Here is a 21,024-nt window from a genome sequence, read left to right as displayed (position 1 = left end):
TCTCTTGATCGAGACAGTGACCCATCACCTAGTGCGCCACGCCTCACACAGGCCAGTTCCATCACACGGCCGCGACCGAGGGGGTTAGCCTGGTAGGCGCATCAGCGGTGTTCAAGATCTCGAGACGGATAGAGGCGAGTCCAAGCCGTGTCCAGCAGCAGCCCTGCGTCACAATTCGGCCCCAACGAGTGGGTCGTCGAGGAAATGTACGACCAGTTCCTTGCCGACCCCAGCTCAGTCGATGCCGCCTGGCACGACTTCTTCGCGGACTTCAAGCCAACGCAGGACGCGCAGGCGAAGGCTGACGACGCACGTCAGACCTCTGCGGAGACCGCGAAGGGGAGCCCGGACACCAACGGCCAGGCCGCCAAGCCGACGCCGCAAACGGTCCGCAACGCCGAGTCCACCGCGAAGCAGACCGCCCCGGCGAAGGCTGCGCCGAAGACGGCCCCGAAGACCGAGGCGAAGGCGGCGGCGCCCAAGGCCGCGCCCAAGGCGGCTGAGAAGGCCCCCGCCGAGAAGGACGCCGAGCCGGAGTCGAAGCAGCTCCGCGGCGCCGCGGCGGCGATCGCGAAGAACATGGACGCCTCGCTGTCCGTGCCGACGGCCACGAGTGTGCGCGCGGTCCCGGCGAAGCTGATGGCCGACAACCGCATCGTCATCAACAACCACCTCAAGCGCACGCGCGGCGGCAAGATCTCCTTCACGCACCTCATCGGGTACGCGATGGTCCGCGCGCTGAAGAACTTCCCGAACATGAACCGGCACTACCAGCTGATCGACGGGAAGCCGTTCGCGGTCACGCCGGAGCACGTGAACTTCGGTCTCGCGATCGACATGAAGGGCAAGGAAGGCGCCCGCACGCTCGTCGTGGCCTCCATCAAGGCCACCGAGAACATGACCTTCATGCAGTTCTGGCAGGCCTACGAGGAGATCGTCAAGAAGGCCCGCAACGGCAAGCTGACCGCCGACGACTTCGCCGGCACCACGATCTCGCTGACCAACCCCGGCGGCATCGGCACCAACCACTCGGTGCCGCGCCTGCAGGCGGGCCAGGGCGCGATCATCGGCGTCGGCGCCATGCAGTACCCGGCGCACTTCGAGGGCACCAGCGAGAAGGCCCTGGTCGACCTCGGCGTCTCCAAGATCATGACGCTGACCTCGACCTACGACCACCGCATCATCCAGGGCGCGGAGTCGGGCGAGTTCCTCAAGCGCATCCACGAGCTGCTGCTCGGCGAAGACGGCTTCTACGACGACGTCTTCACCAGCCTGCGCCTGCCCTACGAGCCGATCCGCTGGGTCGCCGACATCCCGGACGGCCCGGTCGACAAGACCGCGCGCGTCATCGAGCTGATCGACGCCTTCCGCATGCGCGGTCACCTGATGGCCGACACCGACCCGCTGAACTACCGGCAGCGCAGCCACGCCGACCTCGACGTCCTCTCCCATGGCCTGACCCTGTGGGACCTGGACCGCGAGTTCCCGGTCGGCGGCTTCGCCGGCCAGGAGCGGATGAAGCTGCGCGACATCCTCGGCGTGCTGCGCAACTCGTACTGCCGCACCGTCGGCATCGAGTACACGCACATCCTCGACCCCGAGGAGCGCCGCTGGATCCAGGACCGCGTCGAGATCCCGCACGAGAAGCCGGACCCCGCCGTCCAGAAGTACGTGCTCTCGAAGCTCAACGCCGCCGAGGCGTTCGAGACCTTCCTGCAGACCAAGTACGTCGGCCAGAAGCGGTTCTCCCTCGAAGGCGGCGAGACGGCGATCCCGCTGCTCGACACGCTGCTGGACAAGGCCGCCGAGCACGAACTCGACGAGGTCGTCATCGGCATGCCGCACCGCGGCCGCCTGAACGTGCTCGCGAACATCGTCGGCAAGCCGATCGCGCAGATCTTCCAGGAGTTCGAGGGCAACCTCGACCCGGGCCAGGCGCACGGTTCCGGTGACGTGAAGTACCACCTCGGCGCCGAGGGCAAGTACTTCCGCATGTTCGGCGACGGCGAGACCAAGGTGTCGCTGACCGCGAACCCGTCGCACCTGGAGACCGTCGACCCGGTCCTCGAGGGCATCGTCCGCGCGAAGCAGGACATCCTCGACAAGGGTGACAGTGACACAGGGGGCTTCACTGTGTTGCCTGTCCTGATGCACGGCGACGCGGCCTTCGCGGGCCAGGGTGTCGTGGCCGAGACGCTGAACCTCGCGCTGCTGCGCGGGTACCGCACCGGCGGCACCGTGCACGTCATCGTCAACAACCAGGTCGGCTTCACCACCGCGCCCGAGCACTCTCGTTCGAGCCAGTACGCCACCGACGTCGCCAAGATGATCGGCTCGCCGATCTTCCACGTGAACGGCGACGACCCCGAGGCCGCGCACTGGGTGGCCAAGCTGGCCGTCGACTACCGCCAGGCGTTCCACAAGGACGTCGTGATCGACCTGATCTGCTACCGCCGCCGCGGCCACAACGAGGGCGACGACCCCTCGATGACGCAGCCGGCGATGTACGACATCATCGACACGAAGCGTTCGGTCCGGAAGACCTACACCGAATCGCTGATCGGCCGCGGCGACATCTCCGTCGAAGAGGCCGAAGCCGCGTTGCGCGACTTCTCCAGCCAGCTGGAGCACGTGTTCAACGAGGTCCGCGAGCTGGAGAAGCACCCGGCGAAGGCCAGCCCCTCGGTCGAGGAGGAGCAGCAGGTCCCGGCGAAGGTGCCCACGGCGACCACCACCGAGGTCATCGAGCACATCGGCGACGCGTTCCTCAACGTGCCCGAGGGCTTCACCCCGCACCCGCGGGTCAAGCCGGTCATGGAACGCCGCCACAAGATGTCCCGTGAGGGCGGCATCGACTGGGCGTTCGGTGAGCTGCTCGCCTTCGGTTCGCTGGCCATGGAAGGCCGCCTGGTGCGGCTGTCCGGCCAGGACTCCCGCCGCGGCACCTTCACCCAGCGCCACTCGGTGCTGATCGACCGCAAGACCGGCCAGGAGTACTCGCCGCTGCAGAACCTGGCCGACGGCCAGGGCCGCGTGATGATCTACGACTCGGCGCTGTCCGAGTACGCGGCGGTCGGCTTCGAATACGGCTACTCCGTGGCCAACTCCGAAGCGCTGGTCATGTGGGAAGCGCAGTTCGGTGACTTCGTCAACGGGGCGCAGACCGTCATCGACGAGTACATCTCCTCCGGCGAGGCCAAGTGGGGCCAGCTCTCCGACGTCGTGCTGCTGCTGCCGCACGGCCACGAAGGCCAGGGCCCGGACCACACCTCCGGCCGTATCGAGCGCTTCCTCTCGCTGTGCGCCGAAGGCTCGATGACCGTCTCGGTGCCGTCCACGCCGGCGAACTACTTCCACCTGCTCCGCCGTCACGCCCTCGACGGGGTCAACCGGCCGCTGGTGGTCTTCACCCCCAAGTCGATGCTGCGCAACAAGGCGGCGACCTCGGCGGTCGAGGACTTCACCGGCCAGTCGAAGTTCATGTCGGTCATCGACGACGCCGACGTCGACCCGTCGAAGGTGCGCAAGGTCCTGCTGACCTCCGGCAAGCTGTACTGGGAGCTGGTGGCCGAGCGCGCCAAGCGCGAGGCGAACGACATCGCGATCGTGCGGGTCGAGCAGTACTACCCGCTGCCGAAGAAGAAGCTGCTGGCGGCGCTCGAGCGCTACAACGGCGCTCCCGCGGTCTGGGTCCAGGAGGAGCCGGAGAACCAGGGTGCGTGGCCGTTCTTCGGCCTGAACCTGCCGCGGAAACTCCCGGAGGTGTTCTCCAGCCTGGACGTCGTGTCGCGTCGTCCGATGGCGGCGCCGTCGGCCGGTTCGTCCAAGGTGCACGAGGTCGAGCAGAAGGCGCTGATCGCGCGGGCCTTCGACTGATCGCCTAGAAGTCCGTGAAGGCCTCCTTCCCTACTCTCAAGGTAGGGAAGGAGGCCTTCACGGCGTTGAGGTGTCGAAAACGGTGAGGCCCGTTCGTGTAGTGGGCAAACGACCGAAGGAGACACCATGAAGACCCTGCTCGACGGCCTCAAGCTCCCCGAATCCGCCCGCTGGCACGACGGCCGCCTCTGGCTGGCGAACTGGGGCGGCGGTCAGATCCTCGCCGTCACGCCCGGCGGTGAGAGCGAACTGATCGCGAACGTGCCGACCGCGATGCCGATCACCTTCGACTGGCTCCCCGACGGCCGCCTTCTCATCGTCGACGGCCCGAACGCTCGCCTGCTCAACGCGGACCTGAGCACCTACGCGGATCTGAGCCCGGTCGCCTCCCTCTGGAACGAGGTCGTGGTCGACGGCCGCGGCAACGCCTTCGTCAACGGGATGAACGACTTCCAGGCGCCGGGCGCCATCGCCGTCGTCACCCCCGACGGCGAGATGCGCCAGGTCGCCGACGGCATCCTGTTCGGCAACGGCATGGCCGTCACGCCCGACGACGCGACGCTGATCGTCGCCGAGTCGTACGGCAGCAGGCTCACCGCGTTCGACATCGCCGAGGACGGCTCGCTGTCCGGCAGGCGGGTATGGGCAGAGCTCGGCGGCGACCACCCGGACGGCATCTGCCTCGATGCCGACGGCGCCGTCTGGTACGCGGACGTGGCGGGCAAGCACTGCGTCCGCGTCCGCGAAGGAGGCGAAGTGCTTCAGAAGGTCGAAGCCGACCGAGGCTGTTTCTCCTGCACGCTCGGCGGCGAGGACGGGCGTTCGCTCTACGTCCTCGCCGCGGAGTGGCACGGCTGGGAGAACCCGTTCGGCGACGGGCCGACCGGGCAGGTCCAGGTCACCGAAATCGGCTAACCGATCGCCTCGGAGGTCGCCTTCGCGACCTTCAAGGCGTTCTCCTTGCACAGCGTCTGGTCGAGCGGTTTGGACGGGTCGGCGCCGCTCACGATGATCTGCGCTTCGACGTTGCCTTGGTAGAGCTTGATCGAGCACTGCCCATCGGACCGGATGTCGTTGTAACCGGCCTTCGTCGCCTTGGCGAGGGTGGGGATTACTTCGCCGCCGTCCCGCATGGCATTGTCGTAGCCCGCCTTGGCCCAGTCCTCGCCGGCACCGGTGCCCGGTTCCTTCGACTTCGCCAGGTACATGGTCACCGAAGCCGACGGAGCCCCGTATTCGCGCCAGGAACACGACGACGCGGTGTAGATGATGTCGTTGTTCGAGGTGCTCGCCGGCTCCTCGCCCTTCGGGGTTTCGAGCGGCGGCAGGTTCCTCACCCCGGTCCCGATCTTCTGGCAGGTGGGCAGCTTGGAGTATTTGTCCGGCGGACCGGTCTTCTTGGACGACGTCGGCGCCGCGGTCGACGACGAACCGGAGTCGGACAGCAGCAGGAAGGCCGCGACCCCGCCACCGCCGAGCAGCACGACCGCGCCGATGACGAGGCCGACGATGAGCCCGGTGTTCGACTTCTTGGGCGGCGGGCCGTATCCGGGCGGCGGATACCCCGGATATCCCTGCGGCGGATACGGCTGCTGAGGTCCCTGCTGATAGGGCGGTCCGGGCTGCATGCGGAGAGGTTAAAGCCTCGCGAAGGTCCTTAGTGGACGAACGCCGCAACTGGGCGCCGAATCACTCTCCGGAGACGGGAAGGCCCCCTTCCCAGCAGGAGGAAGGGGGCCTTCACGTACTCCAGGGGTGGATCAGACGGTCAGCGACCAGCTGTTGAGCGTGCCGGTGTCGATCCGGTAGACGTCCTGGACCTTCAGCTTCCAGGCACCGTTCGCGGCCTCGCTCGAGACGTTGGCGGTGTAGGTGGTGTTGATGTTGTCGGACGAGTCGTTGCTCGAACCCTTCAGGCGGTAGGAGCTGCCGTCCGGCGCGACCAGGTCGATGACGAGGTCACCGACGTAGGTGTGCGTGATGTTCACCGCGACCTTGGTGGTGGCCGAGGCGTTGCGGGCGCAGTTCGCGACGGTGATCGTGCTGGTCACCGCGGCACCGGCGTCGGGGATGGCGACGACGCCGCTGTTGGTCTGCGTGCCACAGGGGGTCGGCTCGGGGTCGGGGCCACCGCCGGCGCCGGTGTAGAGCAGCACGTTCGGCGACCCGGTGCCCGGGTTGGTCACCTTGTCCTTGGTGCCGTTGGCGACCAGCGCGTCACGGACCTGCTTCGGCGTGGCCGTCGGGTTGGCGGAGGCGTACAGGGCCGCCGCGCCCACGACGTGCGGGGTCGCCATCGAGGTACCGCTGATGGTGTTGGTGCCGTTGTTCAGCCACGTCGACGTGATGCCGCTGCCCGGCGCGAAGATGTCGAGGCAGGTGCCGATGTTGGAGAAGCTCGACCGCGCGTCCGTGTTCGTCGTGGAGCCGACGGTGATCGCTTCCGGCGTGCGGGCGGGCGAGGTGTTGCAGGCGTTGGCACCGGTGTCGTTACCGGCCGCGAGACCGTAGGTGATGCCTGCCGCGATCGACCGCTGGACGGCCTGGTCGAGGGTCGTCGAAGCGCCACCACCGAGGCTCATGTTCGCGACGGCGGGCTTGACGGCGTTCGCGGTCACCCAGTCGACACCGGCGATGACGCCGGCGGTCGTCCCGGAACCGGAGCAGTTCAGCACGCGGACGGCGACGAGCTTGACACCCTTGGCCAGACCGTGCGCGGTACCGCCGATGGTGCCGGCGACGTGGGTGCCGTGGCCCTGGCAGTCCGTGGCGTTGTTGTCGTTGTCGACCGTGTCACGGCCATGGGTCGCGCGCCCGCCGAAGTCCGGGTGCGTGGTGAGGATGCCGGTGTCGATGACGTACGCGGTGACGTTCGACGCCGTGGTGCTGTAGCTGTACTTCTGGTTGAGCGGAAGGCTCTGCTGATCGACCCGGTCCAGGCCCCACGACGGCGGGTTCAGCTGGTCCGCCGAGATCGAGACGGTCTGGTTCTGCTCCACGTACGCGACGGCGGGGTCGGCGGCGACGCGCTTCGCCTGCTTTTCGGTCAGCGCACCGGAGAAACCACGGACCGAAGACGCGAAGGTCTTCTCGACCGTGCCGCCGTGGCGCTGGGTCACGCTCTTCGCGGTGGCTTCGACCGACGAGCCGTCCTTCAGCACGACGATGTAGCTGTCCTTGATCGCCTTGTCGCTACCCGCGTTGACGATCGAACCCTCGGCCGCCGACGCGACGGTGGTGCCGCCCAGCGCCGTCAGCACGGCGACGGCCGCGGCCACACCGAAGGCGGGCAGTCGTCTCTTCAAGGTTCCCAGGGAATTGTTCAAGATATTCCTCCCAGGCAGGGTCGACCCACGGGCATGACGAAGCCCGCCGGATCGTTGGGGTGACTCAGAGGTGAAGCGCGTTCCACTTAGGAGCGCAGGCTGAGACTAAGTCGCGGTTTCACCCCAAGGAAGACCTTGCATTACGGACATCCCGGTAGTATTGGACGTCGCGTCGACGCAGCTCGGGCACCGTTCAGCCCCCGCCTTTAGTCGCGTTTTACCGCCGTACGGCCCACGAAGAATTGGGGATCCGCACATCTGGTGGTCGTTTTCCGTCCCCTCGGCCGTTTCAACGCCGTGGAAGTACACACGGATGGCCGCCTACTAAAGTCGCGACCTCGCGGCGCGGAAAACGATTTCCATCCTACCTTCGGATGGAGCACACTCGGGCGCATGCTGCTCCGACAGGAAACCCCGGCCGACCGCGAGGCGATCCACGCCGTCCATCTGGCCGCGTTCGAGAAACTCAGTGTCCCGGTGGTCGAGGCGAAACTCGTCGACGAACTGCGGGAGGACGGTGACCTGATCGGCGCACTGTCCATCGTGGCCGAACGCGACGGGGAGGTCGTCGGGCACGTCTGCTGCAGCCCGGCCAAGCTCGGCTCCGACGAGAAGTCCACGGTCGGTCTCGGCCCGCTCGGAGTCCTGCCCCAGCATCACGCTTCCGGCGTCGGCTCCGCGCTCGTGCACGCCGTGCTCGGCGCGGCGGACGCGCTCGGTTACGGCGCCGTGGTCCTGCTGGGCGACCCGAACTACTACTCCCGCTTCGGCTTCGTGCTCGCCGCGCGGCACGGGATCACGCCGCCGGTCGCGGAATGGGCGCCGCACTTCCAGGTCCGCACCCTGCGCGCGTACACGCCCGGTCTCCAGGGCGAGTTCCGCTACTCACCCGCCTTCGACCGCCTCTAGCCGTCCTCCGCGTTTAGTCCTCTGAATGCGGTAGTTGCACACGCAAGGACCGCGTTCAGAGGACGAAATGCATGGGGTCAGGCGGGCGCGAGGAGGTTGTTCCGGCGCAGGAACTCCTCGGCGACGTCGAGCGGGTTGCGCTTCTCCTCGCTGAACTGGACGTTCAACTCGGTCAGCTCGTCGGTCGTGAGCACCGCCGAAACCCGGTTCAACGCGTCGACCTCCTTCGGCGACAACGTCCCCTTCGCGACAAGCGGCACGATGTTCTGCGCGGGGAACATGTTCTTGTCGTCCACCAGCGGGACGAACCCGTTCGCGGCGATCGACGACGACGTGCTGAACAGATCCGCGACCTGGATGTCACCCGACTTCAGCGCGGCGACCGTGACCGGGCCGCCGGTGTCGGTCGTGCGGATCTCGGCGAACTCGCAGCCGTAGAGCGCCTTGATCTTGTCCTTCCAGCGGCTGCTCCACTGGCCGGGACCGCCGAACACGAATTCCCCGCACCGCTTGCCCAGATCGGAGAACGTCCGGATCCCGGAATCGGCGAGTTCCTTGCGCACCACCAGCAGATCCTTGTCCTCCGCGGGCGCTTGTTCGAGGACCTCGAACCCGGAAGGCAGCTTCTGTTTCAGCTGCGCGTAGACGTCCCGCGGTGTGGTCGCCTGCGTGTCCTTGTCGAAGTAGCGCAACAGGTTGCCACTGTAGTCCGGCACCACCGAAAGCGATTTGTCCTGCAGGGCCTTGACGACGACCTCGCGGCTGCCGACGGGCGGGCGCACGGTCACGTTCTCGGCGCCCGCGTTGCGCAGCGCGCCCGCGTAGATCTGGGCCAGCAGAAGGCTTTCCCCGACGTCGGACGCGCCGATGATGATGTCGCCGGTCGCCCCGCCCTCGGCGCCTCCGGCGAGCGGGTTGCCACAGCCCGCAGCGAGCAAAGCGATACCGGCGAACAGAGCCGCCACCCTCCGCCTCATGCCTTCGCCTTCTTCCCGCTCGCGGCCTGCGCCAGCCGAACTCCCTTGGGCACCAGCACTCGCTGGACACCCGCCAGCGCGAGGTCGAGCACGACCGCGAGCAACGTCGTCAGCACCGCGCCCGCGACCACCTGCGGATAGTCCAAAATGGCCAGTCCGTCGAGCAGGAACCGGCCGAGCCCGCCGAGCCCGACGTAGGCGGCCACGGCGGCCGTCGCCACCAGTTGCAGCACCGAGTTCCGCACCCCGCCGAGCACCAGCGGCAGCGAGATGGGCACCTCGACCTTCCACAACCGTTGCCAGCCGGTCATTCCGATGCCCTGCGCCGCGTCGACCACGCCGTGGTCGGTCGCCTGGAGACCCGCGTACGTCCCGGCGAGGATCGGCGGGATGGCGAGTACCACGAGCCCGATGATCGTCGAGAGCTCGCTTTCGGTGAAGAGCAGGAACAGGAAGGTCACCAGCCCCAGCGTCGGCAACGCGCGGATCGCGTTGCCGCCACTCACCAGCAGCACCGCGCCGCGGCCCGTGTGCCCCACGTAGAGCCCGAGCGGGATCGCGATGAACAGGGCGAAGACCAGTGCCAGCGCCGTGTAGCCGAGATGCTGCGACAGCCGGGCCGGGACGCCGTCCGCGCCCTGCCAGTGGGCCGGGTCGCCGAACCAGTTCAGGACGTCGCCGATCATTTCGCCCCCGCCTTGGTCGCCACCCGGTCCCAGGGTGTGAGGAGATTGCGGAGCTGGACCAGCACCAGGTCCACGATCAGCGCGAGCAGCAGGGTCGCGACGATCCCGACGACGATCGGCGAGAAGTACTCGCGCTGGAAACCGTCGGTGAACAACACGCCGAGCCCGCCTGTGCCGATCAGCGCGCCGACACTGACCAGGCTGATGTTGCTGACCGAAGCCACCCGGACGCCCGCCGCGAGCACCGGCACCGAAAGCGGCAGCTCGACGGCGAGGAAGCGGCGCGCGGGTTTGTAGCCGATCGCCGTGGCCGCGGCGACGACGTGCGGCGGGACGGCGTCGAGCGCGTCCAGCACCGGGCGCACGAGCAGGGCGGCGGTGTAGACGGTGAGCGCGACGATGACGTTGACGCTGTCGAGGATCTTCGAACCGATGATGCCCGGGATCACCACGAACAGGGCGAGTGACGGGATCGTGTACAGCAGGTTCGACACCACGAGCAGTACGTTGCACACGGCCCGGTAGCGATGGCCGAGCCAACCCGCCAGCACCGCGATCACCAGGCCCAGCGCCAGCGGGACCAGCGAAAGATAGATGTGGTCGAGCAGGTCGCCGAAGAACTGCGACCGGTTGTTGGCGCTGCCCAGGTAGCGGCCGAGCTCCGCGAAGAAGTCCCCCATCAGGAACTCAGCGACGGCGCTTCGATCACCTCGAGGACTTGCTGGGCTCTGACCACGCCGAGGACCTTCTGGTCGGCGTCGACCACGACACCGAGGCTCGCGGGCGACGAAAGCGCGGCGTCGAGCGCGCCCCGGATCGGCGCACCCTGGACGTACAGGGATCCGCCCGCGACGAGATCGGTCTCCGCGAGCTCACCGTCCACAGTGGACCCAGGACGCAGCCAGCCGCGAGGCTGGCCCTCGGCGTTGACCGCGACCTGCCAGTCGTCGGACGGCCCGGGGGCGGGCTTGCCGACCTCGACCCGCTTGACCTCTTCGACGACGATCCCGTCCGCCGACAGGAAGGACAGCCCGCGGTAGCCGCGATCCTTGCCCACGAAGGACGCGACGAAGTCGTCGACGGGATGACGCAACACGTCCGAAGGCGTGCCGTACTGCGCGAGCACCCCGCCGACGCGGAGCACCGCGATCTTGTCGCCCAGCCGCACGGCCTCGTCGATGTCGTGGGTGACGAAGACGATCGTCTTCCCCAGCTGCGATTGAAGACGCAGCAACTCGTCCTGCAGTTCCTCGCGGACGATCGGGTCGACGGCGGAGAACGGCTCGTCCATCAGCAGCACCGGCGAATCCGCCGCGAGCGCCCTGGCGACGCCGACGCGCTGCTGCTGGCCACCGGAAAGCTGTGCGGGGTACCGCTTCCCGAGCTCCGCGGGCAGGCCGACGGTTTCGAGCAGCTCGGCCGCGCGCTTGCGTGCCTTGCCCTTGTCCCAGCCGGACAGCAGCGGCACGGTGGCGACGTTGTCCAGCACCGTCCTGTGTGGAAAGAGGCCGGCGTGCTGGATGACGTAGCCGATGCCGCGGCGCAGCAACGCCGGGTCGCCGTCGCTGACATCCTTGCCGTCGAGCAGCACCGTGCCCGAAGTCGGCTCCACCATCCGGTTGATCATCCGCAGCGACGTGGTCTTGCCGCAGCCGGACGGCCCGACGAAGACGGTGATGGTGCCGTCCTCCACGGTGAGGTTCAGGTCGTCGACCGCGACCGTCCCGTCCGGATACCGCTTGGTCACGCCACGGAACTCGATAGTCACGTGTCTCTCCCCATGTCTGGTCGAAAAACCGTAGCCCAGATCGGCCCTGTTGGCACGGTGTCCCAGGGGGCGGGTCACCGGCCGTGTCCTGTGCGGCACGCTCGATGGGCTCCGTGATCCAGGGGCAGCCTGGGCGTGGAGACCGCGAGCGTGCCGCACAGGACACGGCCTAGGCTGCGTGGCGTGAGTTCCTCCGTCGATGACGTCCTCGCGGCGCACGGTGTCCACGTGCGACCGCTCCATCAGGTGATTTCCCTGCTCCGGACGGATTGGCGTGACCTCGGCGAACTGGTCCGGATCAGCACCGCGCCACGCCGGAGTGTCGAAGACGTCCTGAACGCGCTCGGCGACGACCTCGAGCGGAACGAGGCCCGCTTCCGGCTGACCCCCGCCGCGCGCGAGAAGTACGCGCGCTTCGAGGCACGGGACCGGAAATCCGACCCCGACCTGCTGAAGACCATCACCAGCTACGTCGAGAACGTGCCCGCACCGCTGGCCGCGCTGGACCACGTGCAGGCGACGCCGGAAACGGTGCTGAACCGGGCGTTGTGGCTGGACGAGCGGTACGACCTCGGCACGGCGAAGCTGCTGTTCCTCGGCGACCACGACCTCACTTCACTGGCCGTGCGCGCGTTGCGGCCCGACGCGGACCTCACCGTCGTCGACCTCGACGATCGTGTTCTCGCCTACATCGACGAACTCGGCGAGCGGTCCATCCGCACCCTGCACACGGATCTGCGCGTCGGCCTCCCACCCTCGGTGACCGGGCGGATGGATCTCGTGTTCAGTGATCCGCCTTACACCCCCGAAGGAATGGGGTTGTTCGCGGCACGCGGGGTGCAGGCGCTCACCGAACCCTCGGACGGACGACTGCTGCTCGCCTACGGTTACAGCCCGCGCCATCCCGCGCTGGGCTCGCAGGTGCAGCGGGCGCTCGCGACGCTCGGGCTGACCTTCGAGGCGATCCTGCCGGACTTCAACCGGTACTTCGGCGCGCAGGCGATCGGGAGCGCGGCGGACCTCTACGTCTGCCAGCCGACCGCGAAGTCGAAGAAGAACCGCGGCGGCAAGGGGAAGGCGGCGATCTACACGCACGGCCCGCAGTCGGTGGAATCCGCCGGTGCGGCCAAGCCGTCACTGCTGGACAAGCTGCACGAGATCGCCACCGAAGGCGGGCTGGCGCTCGAGTCGCGTCCGGTCGACTGGTCCGGCTCCGGCCCGGAGGGCGACGCGGTCGCGATGGACCTTTCGGCCGACCCCGGCCCGTGGCTGCTACGGACCCTGCTGGGCACCAACGCGCGAAGGCTGGCGCTGCTGGTCCCGAACTCGCATCCCGACCTGACGAACGCCGAGGCGCAGGCCGCGCTGAACCGGCTGATCGGCGCGAAGTACAAGCTGCGGCTGTTGCGGAGCACCCCGGACAACCGGCACGCCATCGTCGTCGCGGACGCCGTCGACCACCAGGAAGAACTGCTGACCCGGGCGCACGCACGGCTCGCGAACGTCTCGCTCGACGTGCCGCCGGACCTGACGGACGCGCGGCTGATCGACCTGCCGCGGCACCGGCTGGCCGAGCTGCTCGGCTGAGCCGCGCTTCCGGCCGTTGTGTCATCGGAACTTCTTGCGGTCTTTCCAGGTTCGGTCCCATGCACGGACCTCAAGGCCACGGAACGCCGATCGCACAGCCGTACAGGTTCGACCAGCGGCGTGGCGATCGCCACGCTCGTACTGGGCCTGGCCGGCTGCCTGCCGCTGCTCCCCGCGATCATCCTGGGCATCATCGCCCTCACCCAGACCGGCCCGGGGAAACAGCAGGGCCGGGGGCCTGGTGATCGGCGGCCTCGCGGCCGCCACGTTCTGGGCCATCGGCTGGGTCGCGCTGCTCGGGAACACCATGGGGGACCCGGACCGCTACACCGCGAGCCCGCCGAGCGTGAGTTGCGCGACCCCGCCGGCAGGACACGCCGACGCACGCACCTGAAGTCGGGCGATGCTTCGATCAACCCGCGGTCAAAGGCACTTTCGCCGCCGTCGAACTCACTTCGTGCGGGAGCGCGCACGCCGCCGAAGCGATCGGGGCCTTCACTCCGGCGGACACCTCCTGGCCCGGTGCCGAAAAGCTGCGAGCGGAGGCCGTGGTTCAGTGCCAGCGGATCATGGCCAAGAACGTGGACCGTCCGCGACTCGAGGCGTCAGGTGTCCACGCCGAGCTGAGCTACCTGGGGCCTGGACGCGAGAGCTGGGAAACGGCGTGCGCACCGTCTTCTGCACGATCTACTCGCCCGACTCACAGCTGTCCGGTTCCGTCCTCGTCCCCGGCGCCGATCTGTCCATCCCTACCGGCTGACGTGCGCAACCCCCACACGCCATGAAAGGCCCCTTCATTGCGAATTTGGCAATGAAGGGGCCTTTCATGGCGCTTGAGCGAGCGTGAAAGGGACCGTCACACCACGCCGTCGGCCTCGGCGGCCTTCGCGACCGCGGCGGCCACCTCGGGCGCGACACGCGGGTCCAGCGGGCTCGGGACGATCCGGTCCGGGCCGAGGTCGTCCTGCGCCACGGCGAAGATCGCTTCGGCCGCGGCCAGCTTCATGTTCTCCGTGATCGCCCGCGCGCCGGAGTCCAGCGCGCCGCGGAAGACGCCGGGGAACGCCAGCACGTTGTTGATCTGGTTCGGGAAGTCGCTGCGCCCGGTCGCCACGATCTTGGCGTACCGCGACGCCACGACCGGGTGGACCTCCGGGTCGGGATTGGACAGCGCGAACACGATCGCGTCGTCGGCCATCCCGGCCAGCAGGGTCTCGTCGATGGTCGCCCCGGACAGGCCGAGGAAGACGTCGGCGCCCTTCAGCGCCTCGCCGAGGCCGCCGCGCAGACCGGCCGTGTTCGTGGTCTCGGCGAGCTTCTGCTTGATCGGGTTCAGGCCTTCGCGACCCTCGTGGATGATGCCGCGCGAGTCGAGCACGGTGACGTCCGCGACGCCGGCGTTCTGCAGGATCCTGGCGCAGGCCACACCCGCCGCGCCCGCTCCCGAGACGACCACGCGCTGGCCGGAGATGTCGTTGCCGAGGACCTGGTTCGCCCCGCGCAGCGCGGCCAGCGTGACGATCGCCGTGCCGTGCTGGTCGTCGTGCATGACCGGGCAGTCGAGGGCCTCCTTGAGCCGGTCCTCCAGCTCGAAGCAGCGCGGCGCCGAGATGTCCTCCAGGTTCACCGCGCCGAACGACGGGCGCAGCCGGACCAGGGTCTCGATGATCTCGTCGACGTCGGTGGTGTCGAGCACCAGCGGGATCGAGTCGAGCCCGCCGAAGGTCTTGAACAGGACCGACTTGCCCTCCATGACCGGCAGCGAGGCGCTCGCGCCGATGTCACCGAGGCCGAGCACCGCCGTACCGTCACTGACCACCACGACCAGCCTGTCCGCCCACGTGTACCGCTTCGCCTTGGCCGCGTCCTCGGCGATCGCGCGGCTCACCTTCGCCACGCCAGGCGTGTACGCGACCGAAAGGTCACGGGGCGAGGAGATCGGGCGCGTCGCGGCCACGGAGAGCTTGCCGCCCTCGTGACCCTCGAAGATCTCGGTGTCCGTCACTGGCGTGGTCATCGTGGTTCCCGTCATTGCTTCCGCCGTGTCTAAGGACGGCGAAGTCTCGATTCGAGCGAAGGTCATGGGATTCTCCTGGGACTGCGAGCGGGGGAACTGGCCGGTGAGCAGGCCAAACTGGGCATGGCCCGGCCACCTGGGGTAACTCGTCCTCCGACACGGCAGCCCAGCGCGGTAGCGCCGGCCTGTCGGCGAAGCGTCCAATCGGCCATCGGTGCCGTGGGTGTGGCGACGGCCGCGGACGCAGCGGTCAGATCATTGTGACAGGCGTGCGGACCAGTGTGCCCCTCTGGTGCGGTTGATGTCACAAACCGGCCCGGCTTTCCGCAGCTCAAGAGATGTTTCGCAAGACGTCCATCCGGTTTGGGAAGGCGGCCTCAGCCCTGGTTAGCATTGGGGTCATGCAAGCCAGGCGCCTCAGCATCCCCGACTGTTTCGAGTTCACCCCGCGGGTTTTCCCCGATCACCGCGGTCTGTTCGTGGCGCCGTACCAGGAACAGGCGTTCGCCGACGCGGTCGGGCACCGCTTTCGCCTTGGCCAGGCCAACACCAGCGTCTCCCGGCGCGGCGCGATCCGCGGCGTGCACTTCGCGGACACCCCGCCAGGGCAGGCGAAATACGTGTACTGCCCGCGAGGTGCGCTGCTCGACATCATCGTGGACCTCCGGGTCGGCTCGCCCACCTTCGGCGAATCGGCCTCCGTGCTGCTCGACAGCACCGAGTACAAAGCGGTCTACATCCCCGAAGGCCTCGGCCATGCCTTCATGGCACTCGAAGAAGACACGGTCATGACGTACTTCTGCTCCGAGCCGTACAACCCGGTGGGCGAGCACGGCGTCAACCCGATGGACGCGGATCTCGCGCTCCCCTGGCCCCAGGAGATCGAACCCGTGGTGTCCGAAAAGGACACCACGGCGCCCTATCTGAAGGAGGCCTTGGAGCAGGGAGTGCTTCCTCGGTACGAAGATTGCGTGGCCTACTACGAAAAGTTGCGGGCCGAGAACTGAGCTAGCGCGCCACGTCCTCGCCCAGCACCCGTTCGACGTTCCGTTCCGCCAGCGCGGTGATCGTCACGAAGGGGTTCACGCCGGTACTGCCCGGGATCAGCGACCCATCGGTGACGTAGAGATTCCGATAGCCCTTCACCCGGCCGTACAGGTCGGTGGCCTCACCCAGCACCAATCCGCCCAGCGGGTGATAGGTGAACCGGTTCTCGAACGACCGCGTATCCCCGAACAGGTCACTGCGGTAGATCGTGCGATTCGCCCGGTTGACCTTGTCGAACAACGACTTCGCCGCGTCGATCGACGGCTTCCCCTGCGCGGCGTTCCAGCGCAGCCGCACGGAGTCGGTGGCGGCGTCGTAGGTGAAGTGGCCGCGTTCGGGGTTCTTCGTGATCGCCAGGTAGAGGCTCAGCCAGGTCTCGACCCCGGCAGGCACCGGCGCGACCTCGGCGAAGACCGGGTTCACCGGGTCGTCCCACGCGTCGATGCCGAGCGCGGGCATCCCCGACTGCAGCGATCCGCCGAGATCCCACGCGTGGTTGGCGCGGCCCAGCATCACGTTGCCGTTGGTACCCCAGCCGCGGCCGACCTCGTCGTTCAGTCCGGGCAGCGTGCCGGTTTCCCGTGCCCGCACGAGCAGTTCCGTCGAACCGAGGCTGCCGGCGCCGAGGAACAGGTACTTCGCGCCGAGTTGTGTCCTCGCGACGACCGCGCCGTCCTCGGCGGTTTCGTGCACGGTGAGGACGTACGTGCCGTCGCTCTGCCGGGTGATCCCCCGGACCTGGTGCAGTGTCTTGATGGTCACGTTCCCGGTGCCCAGCGCGGCCGCGAGATAGGTCTTGTCGAGGGAACGTTTGCCGTGGTTGTTGCCGTAGATGACCTCGGACGCGAGGGCCGACCTCGGCACCGTGCCCGCTTCTTCCCGCTTCATGTACTCGAAGTCGTAGACGCTGGGCACGAACACCGTCTTGAGGCCTGCCCGCGTCGCGGCCTTCCGGGAAACCCTCGCGTAGCGGTAGGAACGGCAGGTTTCGAACCAGTGCGGGTCGATATGGTTCACGCCGAGGGCCCGGTTGGCCAGGGGAAAGTACTTCCCGTACATCTCGTCCGCGTCGACGCCGGGCAGGATCTCCTCGAAGTACGACCGCTTCGGCGTCACGGCCATCGCGCCGTTGACCAGCGAACCGCCGCCGACGCCACGTCCGACGTAGACGGACATGTCGCCGTGGTCCACCCTGTCGAGCACACCGGGGTACCGCTTGATGTCCCGGTTCGCCAGGTCCATCCAGAGAAACGACGCGAGCGGGGCCTGCGTGCGGTTCTTGAACCACGCGGCCCGCCGGTCCGGCCGGAGCATGTCGCAGAAGACCTTGCCGTCGGGACCGGGGTCGGCCCACAGTTTGCCCATTTCGAGCATGACCGTGGGAATCCCGGCTTCGCCGAGCCGGAGCGCGGTCACCGCGGCGCCGTACCCGGTGCCGACGATCACGGCCGTCGAGAAGCCCGGCGACGATTCTCCGGCCTGTGCGGTGGAAATCGTGGTGAGCCCGAGAGCGGCGGCGGAGTTGAGCGCGGTGAACCCGAGGAACCCGCGGCGCGACAGTGGGGACATGGGCCGATGATCGCCCGCTGTTCGAGCCGTCTTCAAGGGCGAATCCGAAGCGGATTCGCGTCAGCTGGGTAAACACCGTTTATTTTCACCCGAACGTGGCGATCCCAGGGATCCCTTGGGTGGCTTCCCCGATGTGATTCAAACTCGCGCAGACCACGCTTTCGGGTCATGAGACGTCTTCTCGCCGCGACCGCGGCCGCACTGTCCGCAGCCGCCCTCATCGCCTTCCCCGGCCACGCCTCGGCGGCACCGTCGCCGCTGCCCGACTTCGACTTCTCCGCCTGCCCCGCCCCGCCCGCCAACGCCGACCCGGGCACTTGGCGCTGCGAAGCGTTTGTCTCCCAAGGAGTCCTCACCATCGGCGACCGGGAGATCCCGCTCGGGGAGATGCGACTGACGTTCTCCGAAGGCAAAGTGGCCGGGAAGTACGCGCAGGTGTTCGGCGAACTACGGCACGCTCCCGCCCGGATCCGCGGCGCTTTCGGCACGAGCCTGCAGCTGAAGTACGGCGGCTACTCGGACTTCCAGTCGAACGACGAGCGCCGCGGCGAATTGGATCTCTACGCGACCCTGCGACATCCCTTGCTGCCCAAGGAATGCGCGGTCGGCACCCTCGCCGAGCCACTGCACTCGGTCGTCAAGGACGATCCCGCGGTCCCCTTCGAGGTGATCTCGCAGAACCCCACGACGGTGAAGTTCGGCGTCGTCGACTCGCAGCTCGCCCTGCCGCGCACGACCGGTTGCGGCCCGCTGACGCAAGTAGCCGACGAATTGCTCGGCCTGCCGTCCGCGAGCGGGCGGAACACCTTCAAGCTGGCGACCTACGTGCAGTTCAAACCCCTCTGACGACCCGCATTTCGTCCTCTGAATGCGGTAGTTGCACGCGCAACGACCGCATCCAGAGGACTAATTGCGGAGGCGCTCACTTCTTCTTGGTCACCCAGATGGTGATGGTCGCGGTCACGACGGTCTTTCCGTTCGTGTCCGTGATCGTCACCGGCACGGGGAGCTCGAAGCCCTCGTCGCCGAATTCCGGCAACTCCGGCAGTTCGGCGACCGCGCGCAGGCTCGTCTCGGCCTTCGCCACGTACTCGACCGTCATCCCCTTGGGCAGCCAGCGATGCGTCGTCGGGACGGTCGCCTCGGCGAGCATGCCCATGGCGATCTCGGCGAGGTTGCATGCCGCGATCGCGTGAAAAGTCTTGATGTGGTTGTAAACACCCCACCACTTCGGGGACGTCACCTCGCACCGGCCGGGACGCAGCTCGCGCACCGACGGGAGCACCGTCCGGAAGTACGGCACACGCAGGCACATCGCCGCCGAGAACAGCTGTTTGCCGACCGGCTTGCCCGCCAGCCGGTTCCACATCGCGTAGGTCGGATTCTGCGCCATCACGGTCTCCTCATCATGTTACTCGCCAGTAGCATAACCGGACCGCAGGCTATATTCGCAACGTGGCACATCGGCTCTTCCTCCTCCGGCATGGTCAGACCGAGTGGTCCGTCAACGGACGGCACACCGGACGCACCGACATCCCGCTCACGGCCGCCGGCGAGGGGCAGGCCCGCGCGGCGGGCGGCACCTTGCGCGCGGTGCTCGGCGGCAACCCGGCGCTCGTCCTCTCCAGCCCTCGCACCCGCGCGCTGCGGACGGCCGCGCTGGCCGCGCTGCGCGTCGACGAGGTCACCGAAGAGCTGGCCGAATGGGACTACGGCGACTACGAGGGCGTCACCACGCCGGTGATCCGCGAGACCGTTCCCGGATGGACGGTCTGGTCGCATCCGATCCCCGGCGGCGAAAGCGCGGAGGACGTCAACGCCCGCGCCGACAAGCTGATCGAACGCGTCCGCGAACCGCTCGGCGAGGGTGACGTGATCCTCGTCGGCCACGGGCATTTCAGCCGGGTCCTGGTCGCGCGCTGGATCGGCCTCCCGTCGACCGCGGGCGTCCACTTCGGACTCGACCCGGCCGGCGTCGCGGTGCTCGGCGACGAACGCGGCGAGCCGCAGATCGAACACCTCAACCTGCTCCCCACCACAGAGGACTGAAATGGGCGACGACCGCATCCGGCGCATCCGCGAAGAAGACGTGGACGCCGTCGTCCAGCTCGTCTACGACCTCGCCGAGTTCGAACGCGCCCCGGACGAATGCCACCTCACGCCCGAGCAGCTGCGCGTCGCACTGTTCGGTGAAGCGCCGGGGCTGTTCGGGCACGTCGCGGAGGTCGATGGCGAGATCGTCGGCTACGCGCTCTGGTTCCTCAACTTCTCCACCTGGCGCGGCGTGCACGGCATCTACCTGGAAGACCTCTACGTCCGCCCCGAGCAGCGCGGCTCCGGCCTCGGCAAGGCGCTCCTGGCCACCCTCGCGGCGGTCTGCGTCGAGCGCGGCTACGCCCGCCTCGAATGGTCGGTACTCAACTGGAACCCGGCGCAGGGGTTCTACAAGTCCCTCGGCGCGGTCCCGATGGACGAATGGACCGTCGACCGCCTCACTGACGCACCCCTGAAGGCGCTCGCCGCCCAGGTCTAGCCAAGGCGTGACTCGCGTGCTCAGGAGTCGCGTTCCTCGCGCTCACGACGCGCCGCGCGACCCGCGGCGCCGTCACGCTCGGCGGCTTCTTCCTCGCTCTCGCCTTCCTGCATCCCGAGCGCCCACGCGCGCGAAGGGCGGCGGAACAGCAGCACGATGACGGCGACGCCGATCAGCGCGAGCGGCACTCCCCACACCGGCTGCCCGGACGGGCCCGCGCCGTACCAGCCGACGCCCACCAGGATCAGCGCGACGACCACGCCGGGCGACCTCGCCCAGGTCTTCCCCATCATCAGGCCGGCCGCGCAGGCCAGCGTTCCGGCGGCGAGGACGAGGTAATAGGCGACCTCGGCCAGGAGGTTCTCCGGTCCGGCCTGGCCATTGACCAGGAGCAGGATCGCGAACACGATCAGGGCGAGCCCCGGCAGCGCGGTGACGGCCCCGGCGAGGCGGACTTCACGGGGCGCGGGCGAGAGCTTGTCGGCGATGGACACGGCGAAACAGCCTTCCAGGCTTCCGGACACGGCGCTCCACCAGGGCGGGTCACCGTACGTGAGCACTTTCGATCGTATGCCACCCGGTCGGCCGTTTTTCCCTCGCCACCGCATGGGAAGAATTGGAAGCGTCGTCGATGAGCGGGCGGTCGGCCCGGGTGCACTTGTCACGACGCGCTGTCACCAGCCGACAGTGAGGAGGGACGCCCGCCACAGGGCCATACGGTGCTGCTTC

19 protein-coding genes are annotated in these 21,024 nt (G+C 68.1%); 9 read left to right on the top strand and 10 right to left on the bottom strand.

Going from position 1 to position 21,024, the window contains the following annotated elements; all coding sequences use genetic code 11:
* Positions 1-147: 147 nt before the first annotated feature.
* Together AC069H_RS35340 and AC069H_RS35335 are read left to right on the top strand one after the other, a co-directional pair.
* Positions 148-3,876: a multifunctional oxoglutarate decarboxylase/oxoglutarate dehydrogenase thiamine pyrophosphate-binding subunit/dihydrolipoyllysine-residue succinyltransferase subunit gene (locus AC069H_RS35340; RefSeq protein WP_478226334.1), complete on the top strand. Its 3,729-nt coding sequence runs from the start codon at positions 148-150 to the stop codon at positions 3,874-3,876.
* Positions 3,877-4,002: 126 nt separating this feature from the next.
* Positions 4,003-4,791: an SMP-30/gluconolactonase/LRE family protein gene (locus AC069H_RS35335; protein WP_478235222.1), complete on the top strand. Its 789-nt coding sequence runs from the start codon at positions 4,003-4,005 to the stop codon at positions 4,789-4,791.
* On the opposite strand, the gene AC069H_RS35330 is transcribed toward AC069H_RS35335, so the two are convergent.
* Positions 4,788-5,504, bottom strand: a complete 717-nt coding sequence (locus AC069H_RS35330; RefSeq protein ID WP_340687192.1) for a hypothetical protein — start codon at positions 5,502-5,504, stop codon at positions 4,788-4,790. The two genes, AC069H_RS35335 and AC069H_RS35330, sit on opposite strands and share 4 nt — an antisense overlap.
* Positions 5,505-5,636: 132 nt before the next feature.
* Positions 5,637-7,202, bottom strand: a complete 1,566-nt coding sequence (locus AC069H_RS35325) for a S8 family peptidase (RefSeq protein ID WP_478226331.1) — start codon at positions 7,200-7,202, stop codon at positions 5,637-5,639.
* Between the two features lie 393 nt (positions 7,203-7,595).
* Here AC069H_RS35325 and AC069H_RS35320 point away from each other — a divergent pair, with 393 nt between their 5' ends.
* Positions 7,596-8,111: a GNAT family N-acetyltransferase gene (locus tag AC069H_RS35320; protein WP_478235221.1), complete on the top strand. Its 516-nt coding sequence runs from the start codon at positions 7,596-7,598 to the stop codon at positions 8,109-8,111.
* Between the two features lie 77 nt (positions 8,112-8,188).
* On the opposite strand, the gene AC069H_RS35315 is transcribed toward AC069H_RS35320, so the two are convergent.
* From AC069H_RS35315 to AC069H_RS35300, 4 genes are read right to left on the bottom strand one after another with little or no spacing between them, the layout of a single operon-like run.
* Positions 8,189-9,088, bottom strand: a complete 900-nt coding sequence (locus AC069H_RS35315) for an ABC transporter substrate-binding protein (RefSeq protein WP_478226329.1) — start codon at positions 9,086-9,088, stop codon at positions 8,189-8,191.
* Entirely contained in the window at positions 9,085-9,774 is a 690-nt protein-coding gene (locus tag AC069H_RS35310; protein WP_478235220.1) for an ABC transporter permease, read from the bottom strand. The genes AC069H_RS35315 and AC069H_RS35310 overlap by 4 nt, the downstream gene beginning before the upstream one ends.
* Complete coding sequence (locus tag AC069H_RS35305; RefSeq protein ID WP_340687187.1) at positions 9,771-10,454, bottom strand: ABC transporter permease; 684 nt, start codon at positions 10,452-10,454, stop codon at positions 9,771-9,773. The genes AC069H_RS35310 and AC069H_RS35305 overlap by 4 nt, the downstream gene beginning before the upstream one ends.
* A complete protein-coding gene (locus AC069H_RS35300) occupies positions 10,454-11,542 on the bottom strand; it encodes an ABC transporter ATP-binding protein (protein WP_478235219.1) in 1,089 nt (362 codons plus the stop codon). Before AC069H_RS35300 ends, AC069H_RS35305 begins: the two co-directional genes overlap by 1 nt.
* Positions 11,543-11,725: 183 nt before the next feature.
* Between AC069H_RS35300 and AC069H_RS35295 the strand changes: the two genes are divergently transcribed.
* Together AC069H_RS35295 and AC069H_RS35290 are read left to right on the top strand one after the other, a co-directional pair.
* Positions 11,726-13,129, top strand: coding sequence for a bis-aminopropyl spermidine synthase family protein (locus tag AC069H_RS35295; RefSeq protein ID WP_478235218.1), 1,404 nt, complete (start codon positions 11,726-11,728; stop codon positions 13,127-13,129).
* A 241-nt stretch (positions 13,130-13,370) separates the two neighbouring features.
* Positions 13,371-13,523: a hypothetical protein gene (locus AC069H_RS35290; RefSeq protein ID WP_478235217.1), complete on the top strand. Its 153-nt coding sequence runs from the start codon at positions 13,371-13,373 to the stop codon at positions 13,521-13,523.
* 462 nt (positions 13,524-13,985) lie between these two features.
* Here AC069H_RS35290 and AC069H_RS35285 read toward each other — a convergent pair whose 3' ends face one another.
* On the bottom strand, positions 13,986-15,161 hold the full coding sequence (locus AC069H_RS35285; protein ID WP_478235216.1) for an NAD(P)-dependent malic enzyme: 1,176 nt from the start codon (positions 15,159-15,161) through the stop codon (positions 13,986-13,988).
* Positions 15,162-15,547: 386 nt separating this feature from the next.
* On the opposite strand from AC069H_RS35285, the gene AC069H_RS35280 reads away from it, so the two are divergent.
* Positions 15,548-16,153 (top strand): dTDP-4-dehydrorhamnose 3,5-epimerase family protein, encoded by a 606-nt coding sequence (locus AC069H_RS35280; RefSeq protein WP_478235215.1) that lies wholly within the window; start codon positions 15,548-15,550, stop codon positions 16,151-16,153.
* A gap of 1 nt (position 16,154) precedes the next feature.
* Here AC069H_RS35280 and AC069H_RS35275 read toward each other — a convergent pair whose 3' ends face one another.
* Positions 16,155-17,762: a GMC oxidoreductase gene (locus AC069H_RS35275; RefSeq protein ID WP_478235214.1), complete on the bottom strand. Its 1,608-nt coding sequence runs from the start codon at positions 17,760-17,762 to the stop codon at positions 16,155-16,157.
* Between the two features lie 168 nt (positions 17,763-17,930).
* On the opposite strand from AC069H_RS35275, the gene AC069H_RS35270 reads away from it, so the two are divergent.
* Positions 17,931-18,608 carry a hypothetical protein gene (locus AC069H_RS35270; RefSeq protein ID WP_478235213.1) on the top strand — a complete coding sequence of 226 codons (678 nt, stop codon included), beginning with the start codon at positions 17,931-17,933 and terminating at the stop codon, positions 18,606-18,608.
* 76 nt (positions 18,609-18,684) lie between these two features.
* On the opposite strand, the gene AC069H_RS35265 is transcribed toward AC069H_RS35270, so the two are convergent.
* Positions 18,685-19,155: a hotdog fold domain-containing protein gene (locus AC069H_RS35265; protein ID WP_478226322.1), complete on the bottom strand. Its 471-nt coding sequence runs from the start codon at positions 19,153-19,155 to the stop codon at positions 18,685-18,687.
* A gap of 62 nt (positions 19,156-19,217) precedes the next feature.
* Here AC069H_RS35265 and AC069H_RS35260 point away from each other — a divergent pair, with 62 nt between their 5' ends.
* Positions 19,218-19,811 (top strand): acid phosphatase, encoded by a 594-nt coding sequence (locus tag AC069H_RS35260; protein WP_478235212.1) that lies wholly within the window; start codon positions 19,218-19,220, stop codon positions 19,809-19,811.
* Between the two features lies 1 nt (position 19,812).
* Complete coding sequence (locus AC069H_RS35255) at positions 19,813-20,295, top strand: N-acetyltransferase family protein (RefSeq protein ID WP_478226320.1); 483 nt, start codon at positions 19,813-19,815, stop codon at positions 20,293-20,295.
* A gap of 20 nt (positions 20,296-20,315) precedes the next feature.
* On the opposite strand, the gene AC069H_RS35250 is transcribed toward AC069H_RS35255, so the two are convergent.
* The gene (locus tag AC069H_RS35250; RefSeq protein WP_126735734.1) at positions 20,316-20,855 is read right to left on the bottom strand and encodes a hypothetical protein; all 540 of its coding nucleotides are present in this window, start codon (positions 20,853-20,855) and stop codon (positions 20,316-20,318) included.
* Positions 20,856-21,024 lie beyond the last annotated feature (169 nt).

Source organism: Amycolatopsis sp. NPDC043887, from assembly GCF_056435665.1.
This window is presented reverse-complemented; position numbering and strand designations above follow the sequence as displayed.